Genomic DNA, 18496 nt, shown 5'->3' with positions numbered 1-18496 from the left:
GGTTCGGTACCCGAAGCCGCGCTGTAACCCCAGTAGAAGCGGATCACGGGCGAATGTCCGCGCTTTGTCGGATCGAGCTGGCGTGGAATGGGGCGACCATCGGAGTCCGCAGTGATATACGCATTCGCCTTTAGCTTCGTTTCTTCTGTTCGGTGCAGACGATCATTCAGTCCGGCGCACAACGCCTTTTCCGCCGCGTCATACCACTCGCCCGTGGAATTGACGCCATGCACGAAGATGATGACGCCCGGCATGTGCGGCGGTATCAGGCACTCGGCGCGCACCTCGAAGCTCGACGGCGTGTGATAGGACTCCCAGTACGGCCGCCCCAGGTGATCGCGTTGCATCGGCACCACGCGCGTGGCGATTGAATGCCGGTAGGGTTTCGGCGCATCGGCACTGTCTGCCGCGCTATCGTGCGGATTGGTCTTGTCGTTCATGAATCAGACTTCCTTGTGGTTCGGCAGGGTCAGCTTGAGTCCCTGGGCAACGTCCTTGCGGCTCAGCGAGGTCTCGCCCTGCTCGCCGGTGACGCCCTCAACGATCTGCCCATCGGCAAGCTCGATCCGGTAAGGGCGGTTCGCGACAGGGCGGCCCGTAATGCCGTCGCTCAGGATGAACCGCTCGTCGTTCGCGATATCCATCCGCCCCAACTTCGGCACCGGCAGCGACAGCGCCCCCGGCCCCTGCTTGCTGATGTCCGGCACCTTCAGGATCAGGCTGCCAGCCCCGCCGATCTCCACGTGGTCGCCGTGCACCGTGCACCTTGATATAGGCCGTGCCGCCGCCGCTCAACACCACACCATTGGCCGCATTGACCGTAGCCGTGCCGTCCGCACTCGTGATCTGCACGTTTTTCTGCGCCACCAGTTCCATCGCATCGGACTGCGCCTGTATCTGTACCTTCCCGCGCGCCGCGAACATCCTGATGCCGAGCCGGTGCGCGAACAGCGACAGCACCTCGCCCGCCGCAACCGCCACGTTGCGCAGCGCCGTGACGTTGAACCGTGAATCGCTACGCGACAGGTCGTGCCGGGGATGGGTGAACTGGATCGTGTACTTCGTCGGCTCGCCGATGCCGCGCTCGCCGTCGAACGCGTAAGCGTCCGCGAGCGCTGCGGCTGGTGTGCCCTTCAGGTCCAGGCTGTAGAACGGGTGGATGTTGATGCCCGCGCGTGCGGCGGCATCGGAATACGCTGTTGCAGGAGTCAACGGTGCTCTCCCTGTCCGGCAGGAAATGAATGACAGATCAGCTGCCAGTCATACCGGAGCAGGTGCGGGGGTGTCTATGGCCGCTAACCATCTTTGACAAAGACGGCGCCCGTTGCATCGGACGGCGCGCCATCGGGACGCATGGTCCGTTCGCGGGGAAAGGCGGAAGACGGCCTGGCTCCCTCGCAGCCCCATGCGTCAGCGCGGGGCCTCGCGGTCAGCCAGGTCGCAGGCCAGCCGTATCAGGTCCGCGCGTGCCGCCTGAATCTGCTCATGCAGTTCATCCGTGGAGAGGGAGGCCCCGTCAGGCGCAGCCGGACTGGCCGGAATGCCGGGGATGGGTAGTCCCCTCTTTGATTTGTATGGGTCGTAACCGAGTCGCTTCGCGAAGCGACGGCGGCGCCGAGCGTTCGGCCCCACGTCGCGGCTCAAGTTAACGATCGATTCGTCTGAGGCCTTAATCAACCTAATCAACCTAATCAACCGCCAAAGCCGGGGAGGCCCACCCTGCTCACATCTCCCGAAACGCGGCCCCCATCAGCCGCGTTCCACGCACCATCCGCCGTCCTGCACACACTCAACGGCTGGCCTCCGCCTCCGCGTCATACCGCACCACCAGCACCGGCCTGTCCACGGTCCTCAGCACCGCCTCGGCCACGCTGCCCAGCAGCAGGCGCCGCAAGCCGTGCAGCCCGCGCGTGCCCATCACGATCAGGTCCGCCTCGGTTTCATCCGCGGCGCGGCGCAGCACCGTGGCCACGTCTTCGCCGTAGGCGTCCACGGCGCGTGCCGTACCCTGCACCTTCTGCTGGCGGAAGCGTTCTTCGGCGTCCTCGAGCGCGGCCGTTGCCGAGCCCCCGCGCGTATCCGCCGGCACGTCCTCGGCGAACGGCGTGTTGACGTCCACGAGTTGCGCGTGGTGTTCCGCCACATAGACGGCCGCCACCACGGCCCCGCTCGCCTGAGCAATCTTCACGGCCTCGTCCAGCGCCCGCCGCGCGCTGCGGCTGCCGTCGATCGCTACCAGAATCCGCTTGTACATCTTGCCTCCCGGGCCAGGCCCTTGACGGTGAATGCAGAGGGCGCGTCGCATCTCTCATCACGACGCGATGATGCGCAGTGCGCTTAACGAGCAGTCTGGCGATGGGGCCGGCCGCGTCGTTGACGAGGATCAAGCGGCAAGAGGGGTCAAGGCCCTCGCGTGCAGCCCGCAACGAACCAGAACAGAAATGCGGCAGATATGTATTCCCTATGCATCCGCTTTCCGGCAGACCGCCGGCGCGCCCCCGCGCAAAGTGCGCCGGAAGCCTGCGAAAAGCCGCCCGATCTCCCGCTGACCGGCGCGGGGCGGCCTTCGGACTGGCGCAAGCCGTGTAAAACAGTCACAATTCGCTCACAATTTCCTTGATCGAAGCGGGTATTGCATTCGCAAACCCGCGAAGACGTACATTCACACCGCATCCAGACATGAGACTGCGTCCCTATGAGCTCGATACGGCGGGAATCACATGACCGCTAGTCCCCAATCCGCCGGCCCCGCGGCGGCCAGAAACGGCCCGCGGTTGTCGCGGCAACCCATGCTGGCAGCCACCGTGGCACTCGTGGCGGGGCTGCTCGCTACGCTCGCGACCTTGTGGGTCGTGCAGCAGGAACTCTCGCATGCCGGAGAAACGCGCTTCGAGCAACGCACGACGCGCGTCACCGCAGTCCTTCAGCAGAAACTCGCAGCCAGCGCCGCCGTGCTGAACGGCGCACGCGGGCTGATGGGTGCCGTCCCGGCGCCCACGTCGGCCGCATGGCGCGAATATGTCAACCGGCTCGACCTCGAGGGCAGCCGGTCGCCCGTACGCGTGCTGGGCTACGCCGACGTGCGCGGCCGCACCTTCCCCGGCGCCGCGTCCGAAGCATCCGCGCCCCTCACGGCTACGCTCGTCGCCCCCGCGGCCGAAGACGCCCCGGCTTTCGCGCTGCCCAATACGCCTGACAGCCGCGTCGCGCTTTCGCGCGCGGTGGAATCGGCGCAGGTAGCGCTGGCCGCGCCTGGCCCCGGCCAAGGGCCGCAGGACAACGCCGACGAGCGCCCCCCGCTGTGGCTCTATCTGGCGGTGTACGGCACCCCGGCCACGCCGGCAACGGCCACGGACCGGCAGGCCAACCTCGCCGGCATCCTGTTCGCCCGGCTCGACCCCGACCGCTTGTTCGACCCCGCCCGCTTCGGCGAGCGCGGCCTCGACCTGCAGGTCTACACGGGCCAGGCGTCCGCGCCCGTCTTCGCGACCGCGAGCGGCGACGAAGAGAACACGTCGTCCACGAATGCGCTGCATCGCTCCACCGTGCTCTCGTTCGGCGGCACGACGTTTACGCTGGCCTGGTCGGCGGCCGGCAGTGCGGCTGCGGCCGCCAACGCCAGCGTGGAGACCACGGTAGCGGTGGCCGGCGTGGTCGCTTCGCTCGTGCTCGCAGCGCTCGTCCTCGTGCTCGCGCGCCTCTACGCCGACTCGCGCAAGGTGGCGGGCGAATCGCGCACCCAGTCGACGCTCAACGAGGCCCGCATGATGGGCATCATTCGCTCATCGATGGAAGCCATCATCACTATCGATGAATCGCAGCGCATAGTGATCTTCAATCCCGCGGCGGAACGCGTGTTCGGTTGTTCCGCGATGGATGCCATCGGCGCCCCGCTGGCGCGCTTTCTGCCCGAGCGGTTCCGCGAAGGCCATGCGCGGCACGTCGAGCAGTTCGGCGTGACAGGCGTCTCCGACCGTCAGATGGGCCGCCAGCGCGTGCTGTATGGCCTGCGCGCGAACGGCGAGGAATTCCCCATCGAAGCCTCGATCTCGCAGATCCGCGACGCCACCGGCAAGCTCTATACGGTGATGCTGCGCGACGTGACCGAGCGCGTGCGCGCTGAAAACGATCTCAAGCAGTCGCGCGAGGAATTGCGCGAACTCTCCGCCAACCTCCAAAACGTGCGCGAAGAGGAAAAGACCCGCATCGCGCGCGAGTTGCACGACGATCTGGGCCAGCAGCTCACCGCCCTGAAAATGGATCTCTCCGCGCTGGAACACATGGTGGGGCCCGATTCCGGCGCAAGCACCGACACGCTGGAGCAGCTTCGCAGCATGCGGCGGCTCATCGACGCCACCGTGGCTTCCGTACGCCGCATTGCCGCCGACCTGCGTCCGGTGATGCTCGACGACCTGGGCCTGTTGCCCGCCATCGACTGGCTCGCGGGCGACTTCACACACCGCTACGGCATCGAGGTGGACCGGCGCATCGCCCCCGGCGACACGAATTTCTCACGCACGAGCGCGACCACGCTCTTTCGCATCGTCCAGGAAGCCCTCACCAATGTCGCCAAGCATGCCGAGGCCACGCGCGTGGAACTCATGCTGCGCGTGGAGGGCAACTTCTGCGTGCTGCGCGTGAGCGATAACGGACGCGGCGGCCACCTCGCCGGCGCAGACGGCGCCAACGCCCCGGGCAGTACCCACTTTGCGAATGGGACGAACGGTCGCGCCGGCAAGTCGTTCGGTATCATCGGCATTCGCGAGCGCGCCCATATGCTGGGCGGCTCGGTTGCGATCGACACGGCCGACGGCAAGGGCTTCGCCCTCACCGTCACCTTCCCTCGCGAGGCCGTGCAACAGGAAGAGACACTTTCATGATCAAGGTACTGATCGCCGACGACCATACGCTGGTACGCGACGGGCTGCGCCATATCCTGCAGAACGCCAGCGGCTTCGAGGTGGCCGGCGAAGCGTGGGACGGCGCGACGACGATTGCGCTCACACGCTCCACCGAAGCGCAGGTGCTCGTGCTCGACCTTTCCATGCCAGGGCGCAACGGCGTCGAACTGATCCGGCAGATCAAGGACGAGAAACCGAATCTGCGCATTCTCGTGCTCACCATGCATGCCGAGCAGCAATACGCGGTGCGCGCCTTCAAGGCCGGCGCGTCGGGTTATCTCACGAAGGAAAGTGCCAGCACGGAGCTTGTTTCCGCCGTGACGAAGGTGGCCGCGGGCGGTGTCTACGTGAGCCTCGCCATGGCCGAGCGCTTCGCGCAGAGCCTCAACGAGCCCGCGGACACGCTGCCGCACCAGCGCCTCTCCGACCGCGAGTTCGACGTGTTCCGCCGCATCGCGGCGGGCCAGAGCATCTCCGAAATCGCGCAGGAGCTATGCGTGAGCGCGAAGACCGTGAGCACCTACAAAACGCGCATTCTCGAAAAGATGCAGATGCCGCACGAAGCCGCGCTGGTGCGCTATGCGATGCGGCACAAGCTGTTCGACGATAACGACGAAGTCTGACGAAAACCGCAAGGCGCGAAGGTATGCCCTGCGTCGTCGCTTTGCGTTCTGCTGCCCACTCTCCTGCCGTTGCGCGGGCAACCTGTTCCGGTTCGTTTCACGCTCGCCTGCGCAACACTCATCAAGGCGCTCATCAAGGCGCTCATAAAAGCGCTGATTAAAAGACCGACTAAAAAGATCGACCAAAGCGCTGATGAATCGCGCATGAAGTGCAGTAAAGCGCGAGCCAGCCGAACGGCGGCATATCGCCGCATTCAAGGCCTCACAGGGCACACCGGCCGCCCGGCAAACACCCCGCCCGCTGTAGGAATCGACCTACACGCATTCCTTCCGCCCTACTGAAAGTTCAACCGTCGCCGATTTAAATTCCGTGAATCGCAGACCATACTTGCACCCATGAAATCAGAACGGTCCGCCAAGCTGAAAGTCTTCCTCGCGGAAGACTCGGTACCGGTGAGGCGAAGAATCTCGCTCTCGCTCGGCAGGATCGACGGAGTGTGCGTGGTGGGAGAAGCGGAAGACGTATCCGCCGCGCTCGAAGGAATTGCAACATCCTGCCCGGATCTCGTGATCGCCGATCTACGGCTCGCGCAAGGCAACGGCCTCGAACTGATTGAAGCCGTTACCGCAGCGAACCAGCCTGTGGTCACGATGATGTTGACGAATCACGCAGGTCCGGCATTTCGCGAAGCAAGCCTCGCGGCGGGAGCGCAGTACTTCTTCGACAAGACAGCCGAATTCGAAGAAGCCCGCAGCGCCGTTGAAGCAATTGCCCGCACGCATCGCACGCGTGCTGTCGCCTAGGAGATTGACATGTATTCGAGTACCGCCTGCGACGTAGCTGTTTCGTCTGGCTCGCCCCACACCGGCTATCAGACGTACCCGATTGCCCCTGTCGACGCACCGGCCGATACGCGTGCCGACACCGCCAGGCGCGCCGTGACGCGCTGCTCCACCTGCTCGATGCGCGCCATCTGCCTGCCGCCCAGCCTGACCACGGCGGAGCTCGAACGGCTCGACTCGATCATCTGCACCACGCGCAACGTGCGCCGCGGCGAAGCGCTGTATCGCGGCAACGATGCGTTCCAGAGCATCTACGCGGTGCGCGTCGGTTCGTTCAAGACCGTGGTGATTCATCGCGATGGCCGCGAGCAGGTAACGGGCTTCCAGATTGCCGGCGATGCGATGGGCCTCGACGGTGTCTACGCGGGCCGCCACAGCTGCGACGCCGTCGCGCTGGAAGACAGCCAGGTCTGCATCATTCCGTTCGGCCTGCTCGAAGTGGTGTGCCGCGAAGTGAAGTCGATGCAGCATCACGTGCACCAGATGATGAGCGGCGAGATCGTCCGCGAGTCGGGTCTCATGATGCTGCTGGGCACGATGAGCGCGGAGCAACGCCTCGCCACGTTCCTGCTGAATCTGTCGAGCCGCTTCAAGTCGCGTGGCTACTCGGCCTCCGAATTCCACCTGCGCATGACGCGCGAAGAAATTGGCTGCTACCTGGGCATGAAGCTCGAAACGGTCAGCCGGATGTTCTCGAAGTTCCAGCGCGAGAAGCTCGTCGATACGCACGGCAAGCAGATCCGCATCACGAATATGGAAGGATTGGCTCGCGTGTGAGCGTTGCACGCGGCAGTACGCAGCATGTCTGTTGGCCGCGCATGACAGTGCGGCCAATGTTGAGGACGTAAGGTTAGCCGGATGGTTCCGGCGAATGAGTGGGTGCAAGTGCCTCGAAAGAGGTGTGTGCTTTGACGGCGCAGCAATGCGCCGTCTTTTTTTTGGCTGTTGATTTTGTCGACGGAGATTCTCGTAGCTCTTGAATCGCCGGCCAAGGTCTCAACTCGCGCCGGCAAGCGCATCGAGTTCGACTTCCAGCTCCTCGAGTTCGAGCCAATGCGTGCGATCGTGGTCGAGTAGTTCTCGCACGAGTTCTTCGAGCGTCATTCTTCGTACGCCGTCGCGCAGTCCGCAGCGAACAAGCTCCGCAGGCTTGAGCTTCCTGACCGAGTCGCACAGGCGCTGACGTGAGCGAACGAAAGTCGCCTCGGCCTCGCGCAGATTCGCGGCCAGATAATTCCTTTCCTCGGCGAGCGCCGTGCCGTCCACCGATTCGATGCGTGGCAACGCTCTTGTGCGCACAGCGCGGATTCTCTCGGCAAATACTGCATCGAGGTCGCGAAGATGGCATACGTGTTCGACGAGCGAAAAGCCCGTTCCGCGCGGCCGAAGCGTCCAGCGCATTTCCGGTACGCGCGAAACGAAGCCGGATAGCTTCTGCGGCATGACCGCCAGCGCGTCGGCCACTTCCGCGAACGGCAGCGCCACGGGCCGCTGACTGAACACGGCGCCGTAGCTGAAAAGCGGTTGCCCGACGCGCCCTCGCGCCTGAACCACTTCATGGCCGTGGCGCCGCATCACCTCGGCCACCATCGCCCCGCAAAACTGCCGCGCGGTGGTGTCCTCCTCTATCTCGGGAAATTTCTCGGCGAGTTCGTCCGCGATTGCGGCGATGGCGGCCATTCCAACGCGGGAAAGCGCTGCGAACTCGATATAGCGGTCGGGTGACTCAATTAGCGCTTCGAGTTGTATCCCGATCGGGGTGGTGCGAAAGCGGTCAAAGCGTGAATGCATGGGAGGCAGCCCGGCTTAATAACGTCGCACAACGATACGTTACAAAAAGCCGCGGGTCAAGAAACCCCATTAGCCGGAAGGGCCGTCGATGAACGCGGCACAGGCGCGCTCACGGGCAATAACCGACCTACCGGCCATTCGCCCATCGCCCCCGCCCAATCACTCGCCGCTTGCCGCGTGAAACCCGAGGTATTCGTGCAGGTCGGGCAAGGCGTCCGGTGCGCGTGCCTCTGCATCGACGGAAGCCAACGTGTCACGTGTGCTGCGACGGTTCGAAATCAAGATCCACGATGCCGGGTTCGCATCTTCGCCAACGACTTCGTCCTCGCGCATTGCCGCAGCGATTGCGTTCGCCATCGCCTCCCGCCTCGGCGCGATCACCACAAAGCCCTCGTTCGCCAGCGCCGCCGTGCGCACGCCCAGCACGTCGCAGAGTTTGCGTTTAGCCCCGACGTCGTGGATATCGGCCTCGCGGAAAGCCTCGATAGTCGCCACGAGCGACGGGTCCGCATAACGCCCCGCCACTTCGAGCACGGGATGACGTTCGTCCCATGCCTCGGGCGGACACAGTTTGGCGGCCGGCTGAAGCTCGATGAACGGATTGATCTCCGCCGGATAAATGCGACATACGCGCGGCCGGCGATCGTACGCACCGCAGCGCAGGTCGGCTTGCAGATGCGGGCATGGCCCGTCGAACGCGGCCACGACGGTCACGATTACGCGTAACGGCAGCGTGCCGCTCATCGCCGGGAAGGAACGCCTGAACTTGTAGGCCGCGAGGCGATCGTCTGCGGCCGGCTCGACGGGCCACGGAATCGCGTCGCAGAGCAACTGCGTTTCTCCGCCGTCGCGCAGCCAGCCCGCCGCTTCGGCAAGGCTCAACGGAAGACGCAGATCCCGGCAGCAGCGGCTGCACATCGTGCAGGAGAAATGTGAGGGCATGGCGGTCCAATTCGGGAATGACAGGCGGGCAGGCTCTGGCGCGAAGCGTACTACGTGCGGCGCGATCGCGCCGCCGGCAGTACAAGGCCGTGCAAAACGCCGGGCTGCTGCCATTCGGCTGGGGCTGATCTGGGGACAACTGGTGCTGTCTGGTGCTGCGCGGCATAGGCCCCGAGGCCCGGCCAGCTTCGGCGGCCCCTGCCACCTTCACTCCTGCCGCACGATGCAGCCTAAACTACGGCAGCCCGCCAGCCCACTGTCCGAAGACGCATGCCCGCCCGATCAGACCGTCGTGCCGCCTCGCCTGCTTTGTGCCCTGCTTTGTGCCCTGCTTTGTGCCCTGCCTCGCGCCCCGCTTCGTGCCCCGCTTCGGCAACCGACGGCGCCCTCGAAGACCCCGCCCTGCTGCGCCGCCTGCTGCGCGCCAAAGACCGCATGGACGCCGCCTCGCACGAGGCCTGGCCCGTCGGGCGTCTTGCGCAGGTCAGCGGCGTCTCCGAAGCCCACTTCGCGCGCTCGTTCAAGCGTGCCTTCGGCGTGCCGCCGCACCGCTATCTGCTCACGCGTCGCATCGAGCAGGCCATCGCCCTGCTGCGCGACACCGAACTGAGCGTCACCGAGATCGCCTTCGCCACGGGCTGGGAGAGCCTCGGCACGTTCGGACGCGTGTTTCGCGACGTCACGGGCCAAAGCCCCGGCACCCTGCGCGCCGCGACACGCACGGAGCAGGCCGGCACGCGCGAACTGGAGCGCATCCCCGCCTGCGTGCTGAAGGCCGCGCAGCGTCCCGACCTCACCATCGCAGTTTTGGAGAAGCGCCGCCGCGCGGCCGGCGCTACATTCGCGCCATCTACCCAGGAGGAGGAGGCGTCATGAATCAGGGCATCAACGTGGTGGGGCTGTACGTCGATAACCAGGACGAAGCGCTCGCGTTCTACGTCGACAAACTCGGCTTTCGCGTGCATACGGACGTAAGCAACGGCCCGTACCGCTGGCTGACGGTGCAGCACCCTGACCAGCCGTCGTTCCAGTTGGGTCTGTTTCTGCCGGGGCCGCCCATCCACGACGCCGCCACCGCGCAAACCTTGCTCGCCATGGTGGCCAAGGGCGCCATGCCGCCGCTCGTGCTTTCCGTCGACGACTGCCGGGCCAGCTACGCCCAACTCAGAGCCCGCGGCGTGGAGTTCAACCAGGAACCGGTAGACCGCTTCGGCAGCGTGGACGCCGGCTTTCGCGACCCCGCCGGCAACGGCTGGAAGATGATTCAGCCGGCAAAAAGCACCGTCTGAGCGCGGGCCGTGCCGGGCGTGGCCCCGCAGTGCCGGGCCGGGGGGCCACGCCACGCCGCGTGGCGCTGCGCCAAGCCAGGCGCCAGGCCCCGCCGGGCCATGCCGGGCCATGCCGCCCGCCCACGGGGCCATACCGCGCCAGCTACAGGCCTGACGCGCCGCGGCGGAACAGGCCTTGCTGCCTTCGTCGGGGTATCTACACCGCGGAGGACGCCATGCACGCACGCCTCTCGCAGCCCGCGGCGCTGAGCGGTCACGCATCGCTCGTCGCGGCCGCCGTGCTGCTCGGCACGCTCTATGCCGGCAGTACCCTCGTCACGCCGCTCTACCCGCTTTATCAGCGCGCATTCGGCTTGTCCGACCTGACCATCACGCTCGTCTATGCGACGTATGTGGTGGGCAATCTGGGCGCGCTGCTCGCAATGGGACGCGTGTCCGACCAGGCCGGCCGGCGGCCCGTGAGCCTGCTGGTGCTCGCCGTGGGCGGCACGAGTGCGCTGCTGTTCCTGCTGGCCATCCATCCCGCGCTGCTTTTCATCGCGCGGGCCGCGAGCGGCCTCGCCATCGGCGTGGGCGCGGCGACGGCAACCGCGTGGATCGCCGACCTGCACTCGGCCAAAGACAAGGCGCCAGCGAGCCGGCTCGCCGCAGCCGTCAACCTGGCCGGTCTCGCCGGTGGCGTGGCGGTGGCGGGCCTGCTCGCGCAATTCGCGCCGTGGCCGCTGCGCACCGTCTACGGGGTCTACCTGCTGATCCTGTTCGTGACCGCCGCGCTCACCCTGCGCACGCGCGAGACCGTCGAGCACTCGACGCACGCCAGCCAGCCGCTGTCTTTCAGGCCCCGTATCGGCGTGCCTGGGCAAGCGCGCGCCGCGTTCGTGGCGCCCGCTGTCACGGCGTTCGCCACCTTCGCGCTGCTCGGCTTCTACGCCGCGCTGCTGCCCAACCTGCTCGCGAACAGCATGCACGTGCATAGCCCCGCACTCAGCGGCGCCGTGGTGGCCGAACTGTTTGCAGTGGGCGCGGCCACAGTCGTCCTGACGCCCACGCTCACGGCCCGTGCCACGATGTTCGCCGGCTTGTGGCTGCTCCCGCCGAGCCTCGCGCTGCTGCTGTGGGCGCAGGTGGCCGGATCGATCGCGGTGCTGATCGGGGCGACCGCCCTCTGCGGGATCGCCTCCGCCTACGGATTTCGCGGCAGCCTCCAGGAGGTCAACCGCATCGCGCCGCCGGAGCATCGCGCTGAACTGCTGTCGGCGTATCTGTTGTGCTGCTATAGCGGCAATTCGCTGCCGGCGGTGGGCGTGGCGGTGCTGTCGAGGTACGTAGGGCACCTCTGGGCGGACGGGATTTTTGCGGCGGTTTCGGTGGGTCTGGTCGGGGTGGCGTTGGGGGTAGGCAGGCGCAGGTGAGACGAGGCGCAGTTCGTGCGGCGGCCTGATGGCGAAACTGCGTAGAATCCCGATCCATCACGTTCGACGCACACAACGAGACCATCGATGGACCCCGCACAATCGAATCTGCCCTCGGGCGCCGACCGATACCAGGCGGCGGTCTCGCTTTATTCAAGCGGCAACGTAGCTGCGGCGTTGAGCGCACTCGAGCCGGTGCTCGAAGCGGGCGTGCCCGATGGCGCTGAGCGGGCGCAAGCGTTGAATCTGGCCGCGGCTTGTGCATTGCATCTGGATCACAAGCTCGATGCCGAACGCTATTGGCGGATGGCGATCGAAGCCGACCCGCACTGCGCTCAAGCGCATTACAACCTGGGCGTGCTGCTGCATGGTCTCGGTCGATCTGCCGAGGCGCAGACGTGCTACCGCGCGGCGCTGGCGGTGCGCCCCGACTACCTCGAGGCGCACCACAATCTGTGTGCCTTGCTGAAGACGTGCAGCCGCTTGTCGGATGCCGAGGCCGCCTGCCGCCAGGCCCTTTCGCTGTTTCCCGATCATCCGGCTCTGCTTCACAGTCTCGGGACGGTGCTCGTCGAACTGGAGCGCTTGCAGGAAGCGGAAGCCACCTACCGGAAAGCGCTCGCAATCGACCCCCACTACGCCGACGCCCGGTGCAAGCTCGGCGCGCTGCTGTTGAGCCTCGGCCGGTTCGAAGAAGGCTGGCCGCTGTTCGAAGCCCGCTACGACGCCGCTTTGACGGACCGGACCGCGGTGCCGCCCGGCGTTGCCTACGGGCAATGGCAGGGGCAATCGCTGCAAGGCAAGGCCGTGCTCGTCTGGCAGGAACAGGGCTTCGGCGACATGATCCAGTTCGGGCGCTATCTCTCGTTGCTGAAAGCGCGCGGCGCGGCGTGGATCACGCTCGCCTGCGCGCCGGCGCTGCACCGGTTGTTCCGCAACCTGCCGGGGATCGACGCAGTGGTCGATGGCCATTCCGATCTTGCGCGCGCCCCGCACGACTACTGGACGTTGCCGCTCAGCATCGCGCACCTTGCCGGTACCACGCTCGGGTCCATTCCCGCCGCCGCGTACCTGCAGCCGGATGCGGCGCTCGTCGAGACATGGCGGGCTCGGGTGGCGCCGCTGAAGGGACTCAAAATCGGCCTCGTCTGGAAAGGCCACGCCGGTCACGGCAATGATCGCAACCGGTCCCTGCCCTCGCTCGAAACGTTGCGGCCGTTGCTGAACGTGCCGGGCGTCAGCTTCGTGAGTTTGCAGAAGGGGCAAGGGGAAGCCGAGGTGAGCGCGCTCGAGGGCGGCCCCTTCGTGCTCGATGCCGCACCGGACATCACCGATTTCGCCGATAGTGCGGCGCTCATCGCGCAGCTCGATCTGGTGATCAGCGTAGACACCGCGGTCGCGCATCTTGCCGGTTCGTTGGGCAAGCCGTGCTGGGTCATGCTTCCGGCGCTGGGGCTCGACTGGCGATGGGTGCGCGGGCGAACGGATTCGCCCTGGTATCCGCGAACGATGCGCTTGTTCCGGCAAGCGGAGCCGGGACAGTGGACACCCGTGGTCGAACAGATCGCCGCGGCGTGCCTGGATGCTGCCGCGGGGTATGCGGCGGCGTCTCATCCCGAGGGCGTTTGACTGCAAGTTCAGCGCGGTGCCCGGCCCATCGAGCTTGCCGCGGCTATCGAGTTTTTAAGCGAAGCAGGCCGCGCCTGCCACGCTCACCTCATCACCAGCACCGCCGCTCCCGAAACGCGCCCCGCTCTCAAATCGTCCAGTGCCCGGTTTGCGTCCGTTAGCGCGTACGGCGTTGTCTCGATGGCGAGCGGCACTGCGCCGGCAATGCGCATGAAGGCCTGGCCGTCTTCGCGCGTGAGATTCGCCACCGACACCACACGCCGCTCGCCCCACAGGAACGCGTAGGGAAACGACGGGATGTCGCTCATATGGATGCCGCCGCAGACCACCGTGCCGCCCTTCACCACCGCTTGCAACGCGAGCGGGACGAGTGCGCCCACGGGCGCGAAGATCAGCGCGGCGTCGAGCGGTGCGGGCGGCGTCTCCTCGCTGCCACCCGTCCATACGGCCCCCAGACGCTGCGCGAGCCCCTGGGCGGCAGCGTCGCCGCTGCGCGTGAACGCATAGACTTCGCGGCCTTGATGGCGCACCACCTGCGCGACGATGTGCGCCGCCGCGCCGAAGCCGTAGATGCCGATACGTTGCGCGTCGCCCGCCATGCTCAACGTGCGATAGCCGATCAGTCCCGCGCAGAGAAGCGGCGCGGCTTCGACGTCGCTGTAACGCTCGGGTAGATGGAAACAGTAGCGGCTGTCGGCGACGGTGCGCTCGGCATAGCCGCCGTCGAGCGTATAGCCCGTGAAGCGCGGATCGTCGCAGAGGTTCTCGCGGTGCGCGAGGCAATAGCGGCAATGTCCGCAGGTGTGCCCAACCCACGGCACGCCCACGCGGTCGCCCACGGCGAAGCCCGTTACGCCCTCGCCCAACGCGGCCACGGTGCCCACGATTTCGTGGCCCGGAATGACGGGCCGTTTCGGTTCGGTGAGCTCGCCATCGACAACGTGCAGGTCGGTACGGCACACGCCGCACGCGTGGATGTCGATCAGCAGTTGCCCGGCTTCGGGCACCGGGTCGGGCAACGACATTTCCTTGAGATACGGTCCTGAGCCGTCGAATACCATCGCGCGCACGCTGTCTCTCCTTCGCTGACCTGCATCAACTCCGCCCCCACCGCGCGCTGCGACGATAAATCGAATGGCGGCGCGGTGCCTGCATGCATGCGGCGGCTTCGCATTCCGCTCGTTGCACTCATTGCGAAGATTCCGCACGTTCCGCTCATCTTCCGTATCAGCCGAGGGAGGCCGCAAGATGGACCATGTTACGCGTTCCGCCGCGTGGGATGTCGACGAACAACGGCTCGCACCGTCCGCCAGCGTCGAAGAAAAGGTGCGCTTCGCGCTCCAGTACGCAGTGCTCGCGCCGTCGAGCCACAACACGCAGCCCTGGCGCTTCATCGTGGACCGCGACGCGGTGACGCTATGCGCCGACCGCCTGCGCGCGCTGCCCGTCGTGGATCCCTTCGACCGCGAACTCATCATCAGTTGCGGCGCGGCGCTCTTCAATCTGCGCGTGGCGCTGCAGCACTTCGGCCTCGCTTACGCGATCACGGTGTTTCCGTCGCATGCCGACCCCGACGTGCTGGCCCACGTGCGCATCGTGCCCGGCGGCCATCGCGATGCCTCGCTCGAGGCGCTCTTTCCCGCCATCGTGCGACGCATGACGACGCGCGCCGCGTTCGCCGACGAACCGGTCCCGCCCGCCGCGCAGCGCCGTTTGATCGAAGCCGGCGCGGCCGAGGGTGCGGACGTCGCGTGCATCGACGCCCCCGCGGAACGCGAGCGCATTGCCGAACTCATCGCCGATGCCGACCGCGTTCAGTTCGCGGACGCGCGCTTTCGCCGCGAACTGGCGAGCTGGGTGCATCCGCGCCGCAGCGACGACGGCATGCCGGCCTATGCGGCGGGCGTGCCCGCGCTGCTCGACGTCGCGGCGCCGCTCTTGACCTCGGTGATTCGCACCTTCGACGTGGGCGGCGGCATGGCCGCGGCGCATCACCGGCTCGTGGAAGGCTCGCCGCTCCTCGTAGCCCTCTCCACCGGCGCCGACAACGCCGAAGCGTGGCTCGCCACGGGCCAGGCGCTCGAACGCCTGCTGCTGACCGCGGTCCACGAGGGCTACACCGCGTCGTATCTGAACCAGCCCATCGAAACGCCGGAGTTGCGCGAGCGGCTGCGGGCGGCGCTCGGCACGACGTCCACGCCGCAGTTGTTGCTGCGCATCGGCCGCGGACCCGATGCCGTGCACGCACCGCGGCGGCCGCTTGCCGACGTGGTGTCGTAAGGGCATCGCGCAACGTCGCGGCTTGCCGGCTCAGTGTCGGCTCTATGTTGGATCAAGGCCGGCTCGCTGTCAGGTTGGGGCCGGCGCCAGGCACCTTCAGGCCGGCTCCAACGCGCGCCTTCGCCGCGCCACAACCGCCTTGACGCGCATCAATGACTGAACCGGCGTCCCTTTTAGACTGGATCCGGAATCGAGCGTCATTGAGGAGCATGAGACATGAAGGCCACATACAAGAACATGAGCGCTTGCGCGGCGTTGCTCGCGGGCTTTGCGGGTCTGGCAGGGCTCGCCGGCAGCGGCGCGGCGCACGCGCAGCAAACGAAGCGTATGGCCGAACCCACTGAGCTGATCGATCAGCAGCACTGCATGTTCTGCCATACGTCGGACTCGCCGTTTCTCGCGCCTTCGTTTCATCAGATCGCCGAACGCTATCGCAAGGTGCCCGACGCCACCGTGATGCTCGAACAGAAGCTGCGCCTGGGCGGCCGCGCCCATTGGGGCGACACGCCGATGCCGCTGCCGCCCGAGCGCGGCGGTCCGCTTTCGCCCGAGGACGCCCATACGCTGATCCAATGGGTCATGACGCAGTAGGCGCACTGCACGCCCCACCACTGGAGAAAACGCCATGCGCATCACCATCCATCTCGACACGTTCGACAGCACCGATCCCGCGGTCTACGCGATCCTCTGGCTCGACAACGAGGCGCGCAAGTGGTCGCGCGAAGGGCACGCCGGCATGCATCTTCCCGAGTGGGGGAACCTGGCCACGACAGACGGCACCACGCGCATCGCAGACCCTGCGACAGAGCGCGTGCTCTGCGAACTCGAAGGGCTCGATCTGGGCGCGGCGAATGGTCCGTTCGAAGGCGAAACCGGGCGCGTGCTGTGGCACCGGCATTCGCATCACCCGGCCGTGAGCGGCCACTGGCACGTGCAATGCGTCGACGAGATGAAGACAGCGCCGGAAAGCGGCCTGTTCGCAGGGCCGGTCTGACTGTCGCTATCTTTCACCTCCTGTCATTACGCCTGTCGTTAGTCCTGTTGTTACATCAAGCGGCGAATCGGATGGAGAGGGGCTAACCGCCCCTTCGCGTTGCCGCTCTGTCGCACGCCGGCGCGGCGCTACCGCTTCCCCGAGTCCAACTCCAACTGCTCCAGTTGCTTCTCGGCTTCGTCGAAAGCCTGCCTGACCGCCGTATTGGGATCGTCGCTCGTGCAAGGGCGCACGGGCTTCAGTTCGTGGGAAGGCGTAATCAGATCGAGCCGCGCGTCGTAGCGTGGATGATCGCGATCGCCGTTCGAACGCATGAGTTCGATGGCGAGGTGGCAGCCCGCAAGCCCGCTCGCAAAGCGAAAAAGGCGCACGAGCTGGGCACCGGCCTCTGCTTCTATCTGTGCCGATCCAGCAAAGCCGAGATAGACGATCTGCATGCCGATTCCCATGGTTACCTCCCGCCATCCGATGCGGCGCTCTGTTGCTGCTCATGAGGGCTGCTCATGAAGACTGCTCATGAAGGCCGTTCAAGCATTGGATCGAACGGTTGAGCGTTGTAGACATCATTGCCGCTCACGCGCTTTTCCCGTTGATATGCGTCAAGCAGGCGAATGCGCGCAGGGAACGCCCGCAGCGCCATGCGTGCGCGCAGCACGCGCGCCCACGTGCATGCGGTGAGCCCTTGACGACGATCAATCGCGCGCAACGGATGCCTCGTATCGTGGAATTCGCCGCCGGCATCGGCGCCGGCCACGAACCTTGAAAAGCTCATGTTGAAGAAGCGCCTTAGTTCCGCGCCCGCTGCGTCCAACCGGCGTGCGGCGAGCACAGTGGATGCCCACGCGCTGCCGCTCGGGCTGCCGGCGCGCGTGCGCCGGCTCGTGACGAGCCCCACGTATCTGCAAGCCGACGAAGACGCCGCCTTCCTGCAAAGCCCCGAAATGTGCGGCGTGCGGTTGCAGCTCGACTACTGGAAGACCGAGCAGCGCCTCCAGCAGCAGGCCATCGAGCACACGGTCGTGGTGTACGGCAGCACGCGCATTGCGGCGCCCGCCGTCGCGCGGCGCCGGCTTGCCGAGGCGCGCGCGGCGGCGTCGGCGCAACCGGATGACGCCGAACAGGCGCGCGCCGTGAAAGTCGCCGAGCGCCTGCTCGCGCGCAGCCACTACTACGACGTGGCGCGCGAACTGGGCGAACTCGTGGGCAGTACCGCGGGCAGTTCGGTGCTACCCAAGCTCGCCATCATCACGGGCGGCGGGCCCGGCATCATGGAAGCCGCCAATCGCGGCGCCTTCGAGCAGCACGCGCCCAGCATCGGCCTCAACATCTCGCTGCCGAGGGAGCAATACCCCAACCCCTACGTCACGCCGGATCTGTGCTTTCGCTTCCACTACTTCGCGATCCGCAAGCTGCATCTGCTCGAGCGCGCGAAGGCGGGCGTCTTTTTCCCCGGCGGCTACGGCACCTGCGACGAACTCTTCGAAGTGCTCACGCTGCTGCAGACCGGCAAGATCCAGCCGCTGCCCGTCGTGCTCGTGGGCGAGGCGTACTGGCGTAGCGTCGTCAACTTCGACTTCCTCGTGGACGAAGGCATGATCTCGGAGGCCGACACGAAGCTGTTCGTCTTCTGCGAAACAGCCGCCGACATCTGGGCCGCCATCATGCGCTGGCACGAGGCGGCAACATGAAGCGGCAACGTCAAGCGACGGCACGAACAGGCGGCATATAGCGGCCACATAAAGCGGCCACATGAAGCGACCGCATGAAGGGGTGCACGCGCATGGTCCACGTG

Annotated in this window: 20 protein-coding genes and 1 pseudogene; 12 read left to right on the top strand and 9 right to left on the bottom strand. The window is 66.3% G+C overall.

Going from position 1 to position 18496, the window contains the following annotated elements; all coding sequences use genetic code 11:
- The 4 genes and pseudogenes from PXJ20_RS29990 to PXJ20_RS29975 form a co-directional block, all read right to left on the bottom strand.
- Positions 1-440, bottom strand: a 440-nt coding sequence (locus tag PXJ20_RS29990; RefSeq protein ID WP_421057464.1) for a T6SS effector phospholipase Tle3 domain-containing protein, incomplete at its 3' end; no start/stop codon positions are given.
- Between the two features lie 3 nt (positions 441-443).
- Positions 444-758 carry a hypothetical protein gene (locus PXJ20_RS29985; protein WP_421032694.1) on the bottom strand — a complete coding sequence of 105 codons (315 nt, stop codon included), beginning with the start codon at positions 756-758 and terminating at the stop codon, positions 444-446.
- Positions 759-813: 55 nt separating this feature from the next.
- Positions 814-1212: pseudogene (locus PXJ20_RS29980) on the bottom strand (DUF2345 domain-containing protein); the annotation flags it as partial.
- Positions 1213-1789: 577 nt separating this feature from the next.
- Positions 1790-2254: a universal stress protein gene (locus tag PXJ20_RS29975; protein ID WP_199541857.1), complete on the bottom strand. Its 465-nt coding sequence runs from the start codon at positions 2252-2254 to the stop codon at positions 1790-1792.
- A gap of 535 nt (positions 2255-2789) precedes the next feature.
- Here PXJ20_RS29975 and PXJ20_RS29970 point away from each other — a divergent pair.
- From PXJ20_RS29970 to fnr, 4 genes are all read left to right on the top strand, one after another.
- Positions 2790-4880, top strand: a complete 2091-nt coding sequence (locus tag PXJ20_RS29970) for a PAS domain S-box protein (RefSeq protein ID WP_421032267.1) — start codon at positions 2790-2792, stop codon at positions 4878-4880.
- Positions 4877-5524: a response regulator gene (locus PXJ20_RS29965; RefSeq protein WP_017775735.1), complete on the top strand. Its 648-nt coding sequence runs from the start codon at positions 4877-4879 to the stop codon at positions 5522-5524. Before PXJ20_RS29970 ends, PXJ20_RS29965 begins: the two co-directional genes overlap by 4 nt.
- Positions 5525-5920: 396 nt before the next feature.
- Positions 5921-6328 carry a response regulator gene (locus tag PXJ20_RS29960; RefSeq protein WP_026121649.1) on the top strand — a complete coding sequence of 136 codons (408 nt, stop codon included), beginning with the start codon at positions 5921-5923 and terminating at the stop codon, positions 6326-6328.
- A gap of 9 nt (positions 6329-6337) precedes the next feature.
- Positions 6338-7144: a fumarate/nitrate reduction transcriptional regulator Fnr gene (fnr, locus tag PXJ20_RS29955; protein WP_413214913.1), complete on the top strand. Its 807-nt coding sequence runs from the start codon at positions 6338-6340 to the stop codon at positions 7142-7144.
- A 219-nt stretch (positions 7145-7363) separates the two neighbouring features.
- On the opposite strand, the gene PXJ20_RS29950 is transcribed toward fnr, so the two are convergent.
- Positions 7364-8158 (bottom strand): DinB family protein, encoded by a 795-nt coding sequence (locus PXJ20_RS29950; protein ID WP_421032266.1) that lies wholly within the window; start codon positions 8156-8158, stop codon positions 7364-7366.
- A 159-nt stretch (positions 8159-8317) separates the two neighbouring features.
- The gene (locus tag PXJ20_RS29945) at positions 8318-9100 is read right to left on the bottom strand and encodes a YkgJ family cysteine cluster protein (RefSeq protein WP_421032265.1); all 783 of its coding nucleotides are present in this window, start codon (positions 9098-9100) and stop codon (positions 8318-8320) included.
- Between the two features lie 333 nt (positions 9101-9433).
- Here PXJ20_RS29945 and PXJ20_RS29940 point away from each other — a divergent pair, with 333 nt between their 5' ends.
- The 4 genes from PXJ20_RS29940 to PXJ20_RS29925 all read left to right on the top strand — a co-directional run bounded on the left by PXJ20_RS29940 (position 9434) and on the right by PXJ20_RS29925 (position 13430).
- Entirely contained in the window at positions 9434-9976 is a 543-nt protein-coding gene (locus PXJ20_RS29940) for a helix-turn-helix transcriptional regulator (RefSeq protein WP_421032264.1), read from the top strand.
- Complete coding sequence (locus PXJ20_RS29935) at positions 9973-10389, top strand: VOC family protein (protein WP_421032263.1); 417 nt, start codon at positions 9973-9975, stop codon at positions 10387-10389. Before PXJ20_RS29940 ends, PXJ20_RS29935 begins: the two co-directional genes overlap by 4 nt.
- A 215-nt stretch (positions 10390-10604) precedes the next feature.
- Positions 10605-11801 carry an MFS transporter gene (locus tag PXJ20_RS29930; protein WP_421032262.1) on the top strand — a complete coding sequence of 399 codons (1197 nt, stop codon included), beginning with the start codon at positions 10605-10607 and terminating at the stop codon, positions 11799-11801.
- Positions 11802-11996: 195 nt separating this feature from the next.
- Positions 11997-13430, top strand: a complete 1434-nt coding sequence (locus PXJ20_RS29925; protein ID WP_421032261.1) for a tetratricopeptide repeat protein — start codon at positions 11997-11999, stop codon at positions 13428-13430.
- 83 nt (positions 13431-13513) lie between these two features.
- On the opposite strand, the gene PXJ20_RS29920 is transcribed toward PXJ20_RS29925, so the two are convergent.
- A complete protein-coding gene (locus PXJ20_RS29920) occupies positions 13514-14500 on the bottom strand; it encodes a zinc-dependent alcohol dehydrogenase family protein (protein ID WP_199541852.1) in 987 nt (328 codons plus the stop codon).
- A gap of 178 nt (positions 14501-14678) precedes the next feature.
- Between PXJ20_RS29920 and PXJ20_RS29915 the strand changes: the two genes are divergently transcribed.
- The 3 genes from PXJ20_RS29915 (at position 14679) to PXJ20_RS29905 (ending at position 16704) form a co-directional block, all read left to right on the top strand.
- Positions 14679-15710 (top strand): Acg family FMN-binding oxidoreductase, encoded by a 1032-nt coding sequence (locus PXJ20_RS29915; protein ID WP_017775727.1) that lies wholly within the window; start codon positions 14679-14681, stop codon positions 15708-15710.
- 216 nt (positions 15711-15926) lie between these two features.
- Positions 15927-16301 (top strand): c-type cytochrome, encoded by a 375-nt coding sequence (locus PXJ20_RS29910; protein ID WP_421032260.1) that lies wholly within the window; start codon positions 15927-15929, stop codon positions 16299-16301.
- A gap of 34 nt (positions 16302-16335) precedes the next feature.
- A complete protein-coding gene (locus PXJ20_RS29905; RefSeq protein ID WP_017775725.1) occupies positions 16336-16704 on the top strand; it encodes a DUF3564 domain-containing protein in 369 nt (122 codons plus the stop codon).
- A gap of 128 nt (positions 16705-16832) precedes the next feature.
- Here PXJ20_RS29905 and PXJ20_RS29900 read toward each other — a convergent pair whose 3' ends face one another.
- Together PXJ20_RS29900 and PXJ20_RS29895 are read right to left on the bottom strand one after the other, a co-directional pair.
- Positions 16833-17153 (bottom strand): hypothetical protein, encoded by a 321-nt coding sequence (locus PXJ20_RS29900; protein ID WP_421032259.1) that lies wholly within the window; start codon positions 17151-17153, stop codon positions 16833-16835.
- Positions 17154-17218: 65 nt separating this feature from the next.
- A complete protein-coding gene (locus PXJ20_RS29895) occupies positions 17219-17458 on the bottom strand; it encodes a hypothetical protein (protein ID WP_421032258.1) in 240 nt (79 codons plus the stop codon).
- 16 nt (positions 17459-17474) lie between these two features.
- On the opposite strand from PXJ20_RS29895, the gene PXJ20_RS29890 reads away from it, so the two are divergent.
- Complete coding sequence (locus PXJ20_RS29890; RefSeq protein WP_421032257.1) at positions 17475-18392, top strand: TIGR00730 family Rossman fold protein; 918 nt, start codon at positions 17475-17477, stop codon at positions 18390-18392.
- Positions 18393-18496 lie beyond the last annotated feature (104 nt).

It is taken from the genome of Paraburkholderia sp. A1RI_3L, assembly GCF_048957895.1.
GTDB lineage: Bacteria > Pseudomonadota > Gammaproteobacteria > Burkholderiales > Burkholderiaceae > Paraburkholderia > Paraburkholderia kururiensis.
The sequence above is the reverse complement of the archived record's forward strand: the minus strand, read 5'-3'. Positions and strand labels throughout refer to the sequence as shown.

Coding starts and splice junctions, on each gene's coding strand:
- PXJ20_RS29965 (WP_017775735.1), top strand. CDS start 4,877: ATGATCAAGGTACTGATCGCCGACGACCATACGCTGGTACGCGACGGG.
- PXJ20_RS29975 (WP_199541857.1), bottom strand. CDS start 2,254: ATGTACAAGCGGATTCTGGTAGCGATCGACGGCAGCCGCAGCGCGCGG.
- PXJ20_RS29910 (WP_421032260.1), top strand. CDS start 15,927: ATGAAGGCCACATACAAGAACATGAGCGCTTGCGCGGCGTTGCTCGCG.
- PXJ20_RS29950 (WP_421032266.1), bottom strand. CDS start 8,158: ATGCATTCACGCTTTGACCGCTTTCGCACCACCCCGATCGGGATACAA.
- PXJ20_RS29935 (WP_421032263.1), top strand. CDS start 9,973: ATGAATCAGGGCATCAACGTGGTGGGGCTGTACGTCGATAACCAGGAC.
- PXJ20_RS29945 (WP_421032265.1), bottom strand. CDS start 9,100: ATGCCCTCACATTTCTCCTGCACGATGTGCAGCCGCTGCTGCCGGGAT.
- PXJ20_RS29900 (WP_421032259.1), bottom strand. CDS start 17,153: ATGGGAATCGGCATGCAGATCGTCTATCTCGGCTTTGCTGGATCGGCA.
- PXJ20_RS29930 (WP_421032262.1), top strand. CDS start 10,605: ATGCACGCACGCCTCTCGCAGCCCGCGGCGCTGAGCGGTCACGCATCG.
- PXJ20_RS29960 (WP_026121649.1), top strand. CDS start 5,921: ATGAAATCAGAACGGTCCGCCAAGCTGAAAGTCTTCCTCGCGGAAGAC.
- PXJ20_RS29890 (WP_421032257.1), top strand. CDS start 17,475: ATGTTGAAGAAGCGCCTTAGTTCCGCGCCCGCTGCGTCCAACCGGCGT.
- PXJ20_RS29905 (WP_017775725.1), top strand. CDS start 16,336: ATGCGCATCACCATCCATCTCGACACGTTCGACAGCACCGATCCCGCG.
- fnr (WP_413214913.1), top strand. CDS start 6,338: ATGTATTCGAGTACCGCCTGCGACGTAGCTGTTTCGTCTGGCTCGCCC.
- PXJ20_RS29970 (WP_421032267.1), top strand. CDS start 2,790: ATGCTGGCAGCCACCGTGGCACTCGTGGCGGGGCTGCTCGCTACGCTC.
- PXJ20_RS29915 (WP_017775727.1), top strand. CDS start 14,679: ATGGACCATGTTACGCGTTCCGCCGCGTGGGATGTCGACGAACAACGG.